Origin of the sequence: Flavobacterium noncentrifugens, from assembly GCF_900100375.1 — a bacterium.
Classification (GTDB): domain Bacteria; phylum Bacteroidota; class Bacteroidia; order Flavobacteriales; family Flavobacteriaceae; genus Flavobacterium; species Flavobacterium noncentrifugens.
On sequence record NZ_FNEZ01000001.1, the window covers coordinates 538883 to 550303 of the forward strand.

9 protein-coding genes are annotated in these 11421 nt (G+C 44.2%); 2 read left to right on the top strand and 7 right to left on the bottom strand.

Going from position 1 to position 11421, the window contains the following annotated elements:
* Position 1 precedes the first annotated feature (1 nt).
* The 4 genes from BLS32_RS02430 to BLS32_RS02445 are packed head-to-tail and all read right to left on the bottom strand — an operon-like array spanning position 2 to position 4683.
* On the bottom strand, positions 2-1228 hold the full coding sequence (locus BLS32_RS02430; RefSeq protein ID WP_091391701.1) for a beta-ketoacyl-[acyl-carrier-protein] synthase family protein: 1227 nt from the start codon (positions 1226-1228) through the stop codon (positions 2-4).
* A 17-nt stretch (positions 1229-1245) separates the two neighbouring features.
* Positions 1246-1977: a flexirubin biosynthesis SDR family reductase FlxB gene (gene fabG / locus BLS32_RS02435; protein WP_091391702.1), complete on the bottom strand. Its 732-nt coding sequence runs from the start codon at positions 1975-1977 to the stop codon at positions 1246-1248.
* Between the two features lie 31 nt (positions 1978-2008).
* Positions 2009-3121 carry a WG repeat-containing protein gene (locus BLS32_RS02440; RefSeq protein ID WP_091391703.1) on the bottom strand — a complete coding sequence of 371 codons (1113 nt, stop codon included), beginning with the start codon at positions 3119-3121 and terminating at the stop codon, positions 2009-2011.
* 41 nt (positions 3122-3162) lie between these two features.
* The gene (locus BLS32_RS02445; protein ID WP_091391704.1) at positions 3163-4683 is read right to left on the bottom strand and encodes a flexirubin biosynthesis tyrosine ammonia-lyase FlxA; all 1521 of its coding nucleotides are present in this window, start codon (positions 4681-4683) and stop codon (positions 3163-3165) included.
* 101 nt (positions 4684-4784) lie between these two features.
* Between BLS32_RS02445 and BLS32_RS02450 the strand changes: the two genes are divergently transcribed.
* Positions 4785-6044, top strand: a complete 1260-nt coding sequence (locus tag BLS32_RS02450; protein WP_091391705.1) for an NAD(P)/FAD-dependent oxidoreductase — start codon at positions 4785-4787, stop codon at positions 6042-6044.
* Positions 6045-6118: 74 nt separating this feature from the next.
* Here BLS32_RS02450 and BLS32_RS02455 read toward each other — a convergent pair whose 3' ends face one another.
* From BLS32_RS02455 to BLS32_RS02465, 3 genes are all read right to left on the bottom strand, one after another.
* Complete coding sequence (locus BLS32_RS02455; RefSeq protein WP_091391706.1) at positions 6119-6709, bottom strand: hypothetical protein; 591 nt, start codon at positions 6707-6709, stop codon at positions 6119-6121.
* Positions 6710-6785: 76 nt separating this feature from the next.
* A complete protein-coding gene (locus BLS32_RS02460; protein WP_091391707.1) occupies positions 6786-8420 on the bottom strand; it encodes a hypothetical protein in 1635 nt (544 codons plus the stop codon).
* Positions 8421-8577: 157 nt separating this feature from the next.
* On the bottom strand, positions 8578-9168 hold the full coding sequence (locus BLS32_RS02465) for a hypothetical protein (RefSeq protein ID WP_091391708.1): 591 nt from the start codon (positions 9166-9168) through the stop codon (positions 8578-8580).
* 230 nt (positions 9169-9398) lie between these two features.
* Here BLS32_RS02465 and lepA point away from each other — a divergent pair, with 230 nt between their 5' ends.
* Positions 9399-11195 (top strand): translation elongation factor 4, encoded by a 1797-nt coding sequence (gene lepA, locus BLS32_RS02470; protein ID WP_091392383.1) that lies wholly within the window; start codon positions 9399-9401, stop codon positions 11193-11195.
* The last annotated feature ends 226 nt before the right edge of the window (positions 11196-11421 follow it).

Sequence of the window (11421 nt, forward strand, 5' to 3'; positions counted from 1 at the left end):
CTTATGATTTAAACTTTTTAACGACAAGCGCCGAGTTGGTTCCTCCAAATCCGAAGGAATTCGACAAAAATATATTAATTTCTTTATTTATGGTAGTTCTCGCAAGATTTAATTTTGCCGAGTCTTCGTCAGGATTTTCGAGGTTGATGTTTGGAGCTACGAACGAATGCTGCATCATCAAAATTGAATAAATCACCTCGCTCGCGCCTGCCATCCAGCATTCGTGGCCGGTCATCGATTTGGTCGAACTCACATGCGGGTTGCTTTCGCCGAACACTTCAAAAATGGCTTTTGCTTCGTTGCTGTCGCCGACTGGCGTTGATGTTGCGTGAGCGTTGATATAATCAATATCGGATGCTTTGACACCGGCTTCATCGAGTGCTTTTTGCATGGCTTTGGCCGGACCTTCGACATTTGGCGTTGAAATGTGGCCACCATTCGATGAAAATCCGTAACCGATGACCTCAGCAATGATATTCGCGCCGCGTTTTACGGCAGATTCATAGCTTTCTAAAATCAAGGTCGCACCGCCACCGCTTGGAACGAGTCCGTCACGGGAAGAATCAAATGGGCGCGAAGCCTTTGTTGGCTCTTCTTCCCTTGGTGAAAAAACACCGAGTCCGTCGAAGCTTGACATGGCGTATTTGTTGATTTCCTGTGCGCCGCCGCAAATGATCATGTCCTGCATGCCGCTCTTGATCAGGAAATAAGCCAGCCCGATCGAATGTGAACCGCTGGCGCAGGCTGCGCTGATCGTTAAATTAATGCCTTTTAACCTGAAAATGGTAGATAAATTCATCGTAACGGTCGAATTCATCGATTTGAAAATCGCTCCGGAACCGATTAAGGCGGTGTCTTTTTTCTCGCGGATGATGTCGGTGGCTTCTATGATCGCTTTGGAAACCGAGTCGTTTCCGTACATGATGCCGACTTCATTTTCATCAAAAAACGAATCTTCAATCTTGGCATTTTTGAGCGCTTCGATCGTCGCCATATACGCATATTCGGTTTCTTCGCCTATGCTGATGCGCTGTCTCCGCGTTAATAATTCTTTCAAATCGGGTTTCGGCACCATACCGGTTAAAGCCGAACGGAAGCCGAATTCCTTTCTCGGTTCATCAAACTGAATCCCCGATTTTCCGTTGTACAGGGAATCTTTGACTTCGTCCAGAGACGTACCAATGCACGAATAAATCCCCATTCCGGTAATCACCACTCTCTTGCTCATTTTCTTTCTCCTAAGTGTTATGAATAAATCCCGCCGTTGATGTTGATGACTTCGCCGGTGATGTAACTTGCTTTTCTCGAAGCAAGGAAACTCACAAGCTCGGCTACTTCTTCGGCTTCGCCAAAACGGTTGACTGGAATCATTTTTATCAATTCTTTTTCATCTAAATTTCCGGTCATATCGGTACGGATGAAGCCCGGAGCCACTGCATTTACAGTGATATTTCGTTTTGCAACTTCCTGCGCCAGTGCTTTTGTAGCCGCGACCACAGCGCCTTTTGCCGCAGAATAATTCGTTTGGCCCGGCGTTCCTTTTACTCCGGAAACCGACACCATATTAACGATCCTGCCGTATTTGTTGCGCAGCATTTTCTGGATGAAGAAATTCGTTACGTTGAAAAATCCGTTGAGGCTGGTGTTTACAACGCTCGTCCAGTCTTCGGATGACATCCACATGAACAGGCCGTCCTTGGTGATTCCTGCGTTGTTGACGATGACTTCGACCAACGCTTCGGGATTGGCTTCCTGCCATTGGCTTAAAGCCGATTTGACGTCTTCGGCATCAGCCACATTGAATTTGATGATCTCGCCTTTTCCTCCAAGGTTTTTAATTTCTTCAAGCGTTTGTTCGGCGGCAGCCTGATTGGACTGGTAGTTGATCAGAATGTAATACTCTGAATCAGATGCCAATTTTTTGCATATTGCGCTTCCAATTCCCCTTGAACCTCCGGTTACCAATGCACACTTCATATCCTATTGCTTATATTCTTAATTTGGGCTGTTATTTATTAAAAGGCTCTGCGTTGTCATACCATTGGTTGCCCAAAACAGTTCCGTCGGGTTTTAAGAATCCCCATCTTTTTTCATTTTTTACGCGGGCCAGGCCGTTTACAAAACCTTTGTCGTCGTCTTTGAAGATCGAGAACAATCCGCCTGCCGAGATGCCGTATTGTGTTGGGATCACAAGCTTTCCGCTTTCATTGATAAATCCCCAGTCCTTGTCTTTTACAGGCGCCAATCCGTCGGCACTAAAAATTTCAGCATCGTTATAGCCCGGCTCAATCGCAAACGTGCCTTTCATAGTAATGTAGCCCCATTTTTTTCCAACGGCCACCGGTGCCAGGTTTTTCACGAATGCTTTGGCTTTGTCATATTTGGGTTCAATCACCCAGTTTCCTTTAAGGTCGATGAATCCGATTTTCTCTGCTTTTCTGGCATAAGTCAGATCCTGCGTATGGAAATCCCAGATTTTGTCTACGCCGTCAATGGCTTTGAATTTCCCTGCGGCCACAAGCCCGAACGCCGTTCCGTTTTTCGCCCAGGTCGTTCCTTTAAAATAATTCCCGATCTCGTCATAGATCACCTCAACAACCACTTTTCCGGTTTTGTCGATAATGCCCCAGCGGTCGCTGTTTTTCACGCGTGCATAATTGCCTTCGAAAGATTTAATGACATCGTATTTTGGCTCTAAAACCACTTTCATCTGCGGGTTGATCAATCCGATTTTGTCGCCTTGCTTGATGAATGCAATGCCACCTTCAAAATCAAACACTTTATCCGATGCCGGTGCTTTGAGTTCTTCTCCTTTTTTATTGATGTAAAACCATTTTTTGTCTTTGGCTACGACACAAATCCCGCTGTCGAAATATTTGGCTTCGTCAAAGGTTGCCGGGATCGCCCATTCGCCTTTGGTGTTGATGAAGCCCCATTTTCCGTTGTCTTCGGCGGCAGCCAATCCGTCTGAAAAATTCTTGGCTACTTTAAATTTGGGGGAAATCGCAAAATCCCCGGTTTTGGAAATGTATCCCATTTTGCCGTCTTTTTTTACGAGTGCCAATTCCTGGGCATTTGCAAACTGAAATGCCAATACGAATAAAATAAGCAATTTTCTCATGAGGATTTTGATTTTAATTGATTTTACGGATAATAAAATTACTAATTATTTATCAAATAGTCTTTTACGCTTTGTACAAACGGATACATCACCATGTCTTCCTTGAAGACGGGAACAATATTCCGCAGGTCGTCATAGATTTTTTTAGTCACTGACGAAACCTGGCCCTGTTGTCCCAAATATTCAATCGCCTGGATGATCGTGATGAATTCAATGGCCAATACTTCAAATGCATTTTCGATGACTTTCGACGCGATGACTGCCGAATTCGTTCCCATGCTCACAATATCCTGGTTGTCGTTGTTGTTCGGGATCGAATGCACGTACATCGGGTTTGACAACATCTGGCTTTCAGCCGTTGTGGATGTAGCGGTAAATTGTACGCCCTGCATCCCGAAGTTAAAACCAAGCGTTCCAAGGTTTACAAACGGAGGCAGTATTTCGTTGATTTTTGAATTCAGCAAATAGTTTAGCTGGCGTTCGGCAAGCATCGTTAATTTGGTAATTACGATTTTGAGCTTGTCCATTTCAAGTGAAATGTAGTCGCCGTGGAAATTCCCGCCATGGTATACATGCTGGTTTTTGACATCGATAATCGGATTGTCGTTGGCCGAATTGAATTCGTTTTCCAACACCGATGCCACGTTATCGATCGTTTCAAGCACCGGTCCCAAAATCTGTGGTACGCAACGCAACGAGTAATATTCCTGTACTTTTTCCTTAAAGATGTCTTCGGTATTTTCGCCTGAATACAAATGGTCTTCACGTTTGCGGATCAGCGTGCTGTCGGATAGGTTTTCGCGCATGCGTGCTGCGACTTCGAGTTGTCCTTTGTGGAGTTTGGTTCCGTTTAATTCAGCTGAGAAATGGTCGTCATATGCTTTGACGATCTCATTGATCGCACACGATGCTTTTAATGACCAGTCGAGGAGTTTATCGGCAAGATGCACATTGACTACGCCGATTCCGGTCATGACCGAAGTGCCGTTCATCAACGCCAAACCTTCACGGATCTCCACATTGATCGGCTGCAAGCCTTCGGTTTCAAAAACTTCTTTGGTGAATTTCCTTTCGCCTTTATAGAATACTTCACCTTCGCCGATCAATACCAAAGCCAAATGTGCCAATTGGACTAAATCGCCGCTTGCACCCACGCCGCCGTGTTCAAAAATCAAAGGCGTGATGTCGCGGTTGATCAGTGCTGCCATCAAATGGATCACCGATGGATGAACGCCTGAATAACCTAGTGAAAGCGTATTCAACCTTGCCAGTATTGCTGCTTTCACTGCAATTGGGCTCAGCGGTTTCCCGGTCCCTGAAGAATGGCTGCGGATTAAGTTGTATTGCAACTGGATGCGGTCTTCGTCTTTAATGCGGTATTGCGCCATTGGCCCGAAGCCGGTGTTAACCCCGTAAATGACTTTATTGCCAGAAAATTCTTTTAAAAAATCGAAGCTTTCCCCTACCCTGTTTAAAACATTTTCGCTGACATCTATCTTGTTGTTACCAAAGATTATAGCTGTAAATTCTTTCAAACTCAGATGTTCATTAATCGTATTCATCAAACTTTTTTATTAAACCAAAAACGGCTTTTTTTATTAAAATAATTGTGGTTAATTTGAAACGGCAAATGTAAGATAATAATCAATAATATTATAAAAATATGTTAAAGGAGTTTGTTGATGTGTTAGTGATTGGAGCCGGGCCTTCCGGATGCGTTTCGGCCTGCTACCTCCACAACAACAATGTGAAAGTGAAGGTGGTTGAGAAAACGAAATTCCCGCGCCTGGTCGTTGGCGAAAGCCTGATCCCGCGCGTGATGGACCATTTTGCCGAGGCCGGTTTGTTTGAAGCGCTGGACGTGATGCATTTTGAAAAAAAACTCGGGGCCCGTTTCATCCGTGGTGAGGAGATCTGCATTTTTGATTTCAGCAACAAATATGGCAAAGGCTGGGACTGGACCTGGCAGGTGCCGCGCGCTGATTTTGACCATACGATGGCTCAGGAAGTCATCCGCAAAGGCATTGACCTTGAATTTGAATCGGAAGTCGTTTCTTTAAGTTTTGAAGGCAGGAAATCGATTACCGTTGTGAAAGATGCAGCCGGAGTTTCAAGGGAAATCCATGCCAATTTCATCATCGATTCCAGCGGATACGGGCGTGTTTTGCCTCGATTATTGGATTTGGATACGCCGTCGAAACTCGATCCGCATTCCTCCATATTTACGCATGTCAAAGACGTCAACCGTCCTGAAGGCGAAGAAGGCACTTTGATCTCATTTGATATTTTAGAGACGGAAGTCTGGCTTTGGGTAATTCCGTTTTCGAATGGCAATACGAGCCTTGGTGTCGTTGGGCCAACCTCATTCATCAATTCCTTGTCTGAGAACAAAGACAACCGCGAGGCATTGAACAATGCAATCAAATTGTCTGACTATTATGTGAAGCGTTTTGGCGGGGTCGACTTTTTGTTTGAGCCCGTAAAACTAGAAAATTATGCGCGTTCAGTAAAAAGCATGTATGGCGACGGTTTTGCTTTAACAGGCAACAGTTCTGAATTTTTAGATCCTGTATTTTCTTCAGGCGTAGCGTTTGCAACCGAATCGGGAATGCTCGCCGCCAAGCTATATCTTAAAGAATCCAAAGGCGAAGCTGTAAACTGGGAAGAAGATTTTACAGGTTACATGCGCCGCGGCATTGGCGTTTTTACGACTTACGTCAAAGAATGGTATACCGGGAATTTGCAGACCCTGTTTTTCCACCAGCCTGAAAATATGGATGTGAAGCAAAAAATATGCTCGGTTTTGGCCGGATATGTCTGGGATGAAACCAATCCGTTTGTCAAGAAACACGACAACCTGATCAAAAATATGGCGCACGTTTTAAAGATGGAAAGCGAACAAAAAGCAGAAAACCCGAATTGATCGGTTTTTTTTTATTTTTAGTCTGTCATATAAAAGTTTTGAAATCGCACACTATATTTCAGGACAGTGCTTTATTAAAGAAATCTTTTAAGCTGCATGCTGAGGTTTTTGGCGAGCTTTTCATAAGCGCCTGCGATGCGGTAACCCTGGTCGAAATCAAATTGCCCCTGTTCGATCCCGATGGACTTGTCAAATTCGATGCTGACCAGTATGTTAGACGGATTTGCAGTTTCACTGATGGTTACAATCGCCGTGATCTTTGCAGGCTCGGCGGCAGCCACAACACTATAGCCAGGATAAATCCACAGTGTTTTAATGTTCATGGTGTATTTGGCTTCGGGATTTTTTGCCACTTTGATCTCGCCATTGTCAAACTTCTTGTTGAAATATTCGATGAACTTGGGCTCATATTTTGATCCGCGGTCGGCATACCACGCGGCTTTAAACGTTTCATCTGTTCCTTTTTCCTCGCGTTTTTTCATTTTGTCCTGCAGGTAGGCTTCTTCTGTATCGTAACCATGGACTTTCAAATCCTTGTAATCAAATGTAACGTTGAATTCTGTGATGCCCTTCAGGTTTTTCAATTGGCCCGAAAGGATGTCAAAACGCTGCGAAAATCCAGTCGCAGCCGATAAAAAAAACACAACAATAAGCAGCTTCTTCATGCGTAAAAATTTAAAACGAATATACTATTTTAAATAAAAAAAGCGCCATGAAGGCGCTTTTAAAAATGTTGCTGTATTATTTCAGCGTGACTTTGATCATAATGTCTTCCTTGCTTTTCTTATAAGCCTCCACCATGAACGTGGTTTCGCTGGTCTTGATGATGCGGTCTACTGAAAACTGGTAAAGCTTGAAATCATCTACTTCACGCGCATCGAGGATCGAGCCTTTTTTCACGTCGCCCGCCTGTGTGATCTTTACACAAGTCAGGTAACCGCCTTTTCCGTCTGAATGCCTTTCCGGCTCTTTGTCGCTTGCGAGGTCAATGTTTTTGACGTTGTCAAGGAAGGTGAAATAATGGCTGTTGTTTGCAAAGAAATATTTGTATGACATGCCGCCCTGTCCCTGGCTTCCAACCTGGTTTTTCGGCATCTTGCGCATCCATGCCACATCACCTGAAGAGGTTAGCAAGGTTGCCAGGATATCGCCGTAATGGTAGGTATAATACGTACGCATTCCGCCGTTCATTCCGCCGCCCGAAGTGTGTGACTGCAATTCATATTGCTCCCCAATCACCATCATGCTGCCGTCTTCAAAAACCCTCATTTCGTCCATGACCAGGTGGCGCATTTTTGCCCCTTCGCCTTTTTCCTCTTTTTTGGCGTTTTTCTTGATGTTTTTCTTGCTCTCATTGGCATTCATGATGTCGAGCGGGATCTGGTGGAATTTCTGGTCAATGATTTTCCCGTCCGGAGTCACTTTAAACACAAATACACCATCGTAATCCCTGTATTCGTCGTTGTTTCCGTTGCTGTAGAATCCACCGCCAACGAGGTAATCCTTATTGGTATCAAACATCCATACCTTGCCTATAAACTTGCTGCGGTTGTCAAATTTAGAGATGTTGATTTCTTTGGATCCGCTTTTAATGCTCAGCATTTCGATGTGGTAATTGGCCACCGTATCTTTTCTTCTTTTCTTGTCGTCGGTCGTGTCGTCATTGAACACTTTTTCGAGCATGAAAAGGTTCCCACGGTTGTCGAGCTGGTAATCGAGGTTTTCCATCCTGCGCTCTGTGTAAGGCATGGTCGCTTCTTCAACCGACATTTTTTCAAGTTTGGAATTGAATACACAAAGCCCGATGATGTCGAAGCTTTTCTTGTCGTTTTTCACTTCGGGTTTCTTCCGGTATTTTGCCAGCATGTTTTTCTTGTCGAAAGAAACCATGATCTCGAATTTGTCAATCGTCTTGATGCTCATCATTCCGTCCTGAACCTGGGTTCCGGCAACTTTACCATCTACCTGTACAATCAGTTTTGGCTGTCCTGCAAATTCGCCGGAAGCAAAATCGACTTCCTGGGCAAACAGCTGCTCTTTTTTGGCATCTCCATCCCACGAAGAATAGAAAATGAAAAATTTGTCTGCGAATTCTTTTACCGCCTCGACCACAAAATGTTTAGGGAAATATTTTTCGTATTCTTTTTGTTTGATGAAAGCGGGTTTTTCATTATCGAATTTCTGGATGGTCGTGACTTTTTCATCCATTTTTATCGACATGGATTCATTGCCTTTTGCAAAATAATATTTGTTATCGGCGTCCACTACGCGGTAAGGCGCGCTGACTTTATAAGAATAATCGCTCGATAGTGTTTTTTGCGAATGGCCCTGGAAGGCTGCCAACACCACCATGGCAATGCAACATAATTTTTTCATGAGAACGTTTGTTTTGGTTAGGATGCAAACATAATTGTTAAAACTTTCATAAAAAAATAATTAGTCAAAAAAATATTACAATTTAGCCTCTTGCAGCGCCGCAGGATTTACACATAAAAAACCCGGAATTACCGGGCTTTCATTCATCGTATCCATATTATTTTGCTTTGCTTTTAATATCGGAGGCAAACTCTTTCGCGAGCTTGGCGTAGCTTTCGGAAATGCGGTAACCCGAATCGAAGTCGTAGCCCATAGCCCCGGCACCTTCGGCTTTTTCATAACTTACTACGAGCAGCACGTTGGAAGGGTTTGCCGCATCGCTGATCGTGATTTCTGCCGTAATTTTAGAATTGCTCCTGGCCACGCCCACATTAAACCCCGGATGGATCCAGGTGGTTTTGACCGTCATTTTGTATTTGGCCGATTTCAGCCCTTTGTCGATTTTTACAGTGCCGTCAAAACGCTTGTTGAACGATTCGATAAACTTGGGCTCGTAGCGCTTTTCACGGTCGGCAAACCAGGATGTTTTGAAGTCTTCGTCTTTTCCTTTTTCCTCGCGTTTTTTCATTTTGTCGGCAAGGAATTCGTCTTCGGTCTTGAATTTGTCTACCGTAAGCCCGGTATAGTCAAATGCCACATCATATTCAGATATGCCTTTGAGGTTTTTGAAATCGCCCGAAACGACCTTCATTTTTTGTGCAATTGCTGCCGAGGAAACCAGCAAAAGCAGCAGTACTGTTTTTTTCATCTGATTGTTTTTTAAAGTTTTAGCTAATTTACAAAAAGTTGAAAAGCGTTCCAATACGGCAAATGGCGTATTTTGAATCCGATTGTTATTTTTTGCAGATTCTCCTTTGATGCTTCCGACTTTAAAGTATATTTGCAGATTAATTCCCGTCCTTCAAGGACGCCCAATTAATGGATAATTGATTATGGGCAATGGATTATGATCCTTCCGTTAATCAGGAAAACAAACTTATGAAACACATCAGGAATTTTTGCATTATTGCGCATATCGACCACGGGAAAAGCACGCTGGCCGACCGTTTGCTTGGCGCGACACAAACCGTGACTGCCCGTGAGGAGAAAGCGCAGCTGCTTGACAATATGGATCTGGAACGCGAACGCGGGATTACGATCAAGAGCCACGCGATCCAGATGGAATACAAATACAAAGGCGAGGATTACATCCTGAACCTCATCGACACGCCCGGACACGTTGATTTCTCTTATGAGGTGTCGCGTTCGATTGCGGCCTGTGAAGGCGCACTTTTGATCGTTGATGCGGCGCAAAGCATCCAGGCACAAACGATTTCGAACCTGTATTTAGCTTTGGAAAACGACCTTGAAATCATTCCGGTATTGAATAAAGTCGATTTGCCGAGTGCGAACCCTGAGGAAGTAAGCGACGACATTATCGACCTGCTGGGCTGTAAACTCGAAGACATCATCCACGCCTCGGGGAAAACCGGCTTTGGGGTAGAAAACATATTGGCGGCGATCATTGAGAAAATCCCGGCACCTAAAGGTGTAAAGGACGAACCGTTGCAGGCTTTGATTTTTGATTCGGTGTACAACCCGTTTCGCGGCATTGAGGTCATTTTCCGTGTCAAAAACGGCGAAATCCGAAAAGGCCAGAAAATCAAGTTCATGGCTACCGGCAATGAATATTATGCCGATGAGATTGGGACTTTGAAATTAAACCAGGTTCCGAAAAGCGTTATTTCTACAGGAGATGTTGGCTATCTGATCTCCGGGATCAAAGAAGCGAAAGAAGTTAAAGTGGGCGATACCTTAACGGATGCGAAAACGCCAACGACCAATATGATCACGGGTTTCGAAGACGTCAAACCGATGGTATTTGCCGGAATTTACCCTGTGGATACTGAGGATTATGAAGAGCTTCGCAACTCGATGGAAAAACTGCAGCTTAATGACGCTTCGTTGGTATTCGTACCGGAAAGCTCTGCGGCGCTTGGCTTCGGGTTCCGTTGCGGGTTTTTAGGCATGCTGCACATGGAAATTATCCAGGAAAGGCTCGAGCGCGAATTTGACATGACCGTGATCACTACGGTTCCCAACGTGTCGTATTTTGCGTATTCGAAAAAAGACCCGGAAATACCGATCATTGTAAACAACCCTTCGGATTTGCCGGAACCTTCGAGAATGGACCGTGTGGAAGAACCTTATATTAAGGCGACGATTATTACCAAATCTGATTTTGTCGGCAACGTCATGTCGCTGTGTATTGAAAAACGCGGCGTGATCACGAACCAGACTTATTTGACGACTGAAAGGGTCGAACTCAATTTTGACATGCCTTTGGCCGAAATCGTATTTGATTTTTACGACAGGCTGAAAACGGTTTCTAAAGGCTATGCGTCATTTGATTATTCGCCTATCGGCATGCGTACTTCAAATTTGGTTAAAGTAGATATTTTGTTGAATGCAACGATCGTAGATGCGCTTTCTGCATTGATCCATGCCGACAATGCGTACAATATCGGAAAGAAAATGACCGAGAAACTGCGCGAGCTGATCCCGAGACAGCAGTTTGACATTCCGATCCAGGCCGCCATCGGCGCCAAGATCATCGCGCGTGAAACGATCAAGGCACTTCGAAAAGACGTGACCGCCAAATGTTACGGCGGGGATATTTCACGGAAGCGCAAGCTGCTCGAAAAACAGAAAAAAGGAAAGAAAAGAATGCGCCAGGTGGGCAATGTGGAGATTCCGCAGGAAGCTTTTATGGCGGTACTTAAATTGAACGACTAAATTCAATGGCCATTAATAATGGACACCCGAGGCCAAAGGCCGAACTGAGCGAAACTAATTGATAATGAATCCGGTGATGTGAGTTGCCGGATTTTTTTAATTAATTAAGGAATTATTAATAATTGGCCAGGTTTGCGGATTCTGATTGTGACTAATCGCATCAAAATACTTAACTTTAGTTCCCTTTTTTTGACTTTTGACTTTTGACTTTTGACTTTTGACTTTT

Coding starts and splice junctions, on each gene's coding strand:
- BLS32_RS02430 (WP_091391701.1), bottom strand. CDS start 1,228: ATGAGCAAGAGAGTGGTGATTACCGGAATGGGGATTTATTCGTGCATT.
- fabG (WP_091391702.1), bottom strand. CDS start 1,977: ATGAAGTGTGCATTGGTAACCGGAGGTTCAAGGGGAATTGGAAGCGCA.
- BLS32_RS02440 (WP_091391703.1), bottom strand. CDS start 3,121: ATGAGAAAATTGCTTATTTTATTCGTATTGGCATTTCAGTTTGCAAAT.
- BLS32_RS02445 (WP_091391704.1), bottom strand. CDS start 4,683: ATGAATACGATTAATGAACATCTGAGTTTGAAAGAATTTACAGCTATA.
- BLS32_RS02450 (WP_091391705.1), top strand. CDS start 4,785: ATGTTAAAGGAGTTTGTTGATGTGTTAGTGATTGGAGCCGGGCCTTCC.
- BLS32_RS02455 (WP_091391706.1), bottom strand. CDS start 6,709: ATGAAGAAGCTGCTTATTGTTGTGTTTTTTTTATCGGCTGCGACTGGA.
- BLS32_RS02460 (WP_091391707.1), bottom strand. CDS start 8,420: ATGAAAAAATTATGTTGCATTGCCATGGTGGTGTTGGCAGCCTTCCAG.
- BLS32_RS02465 (WP_091391708.1), bottom strand. CDS start 9,168: ATGAAAAAAACAGTACTGCTGCTTTTGCTGGTTTCCTCGGCAGCAATT.
- lepA (WP_091392383.1), top strand. CDS start 9,399: ATGAAACACATCAGGAATTTTTGCATTATTGCGCATATCGACCACGGG.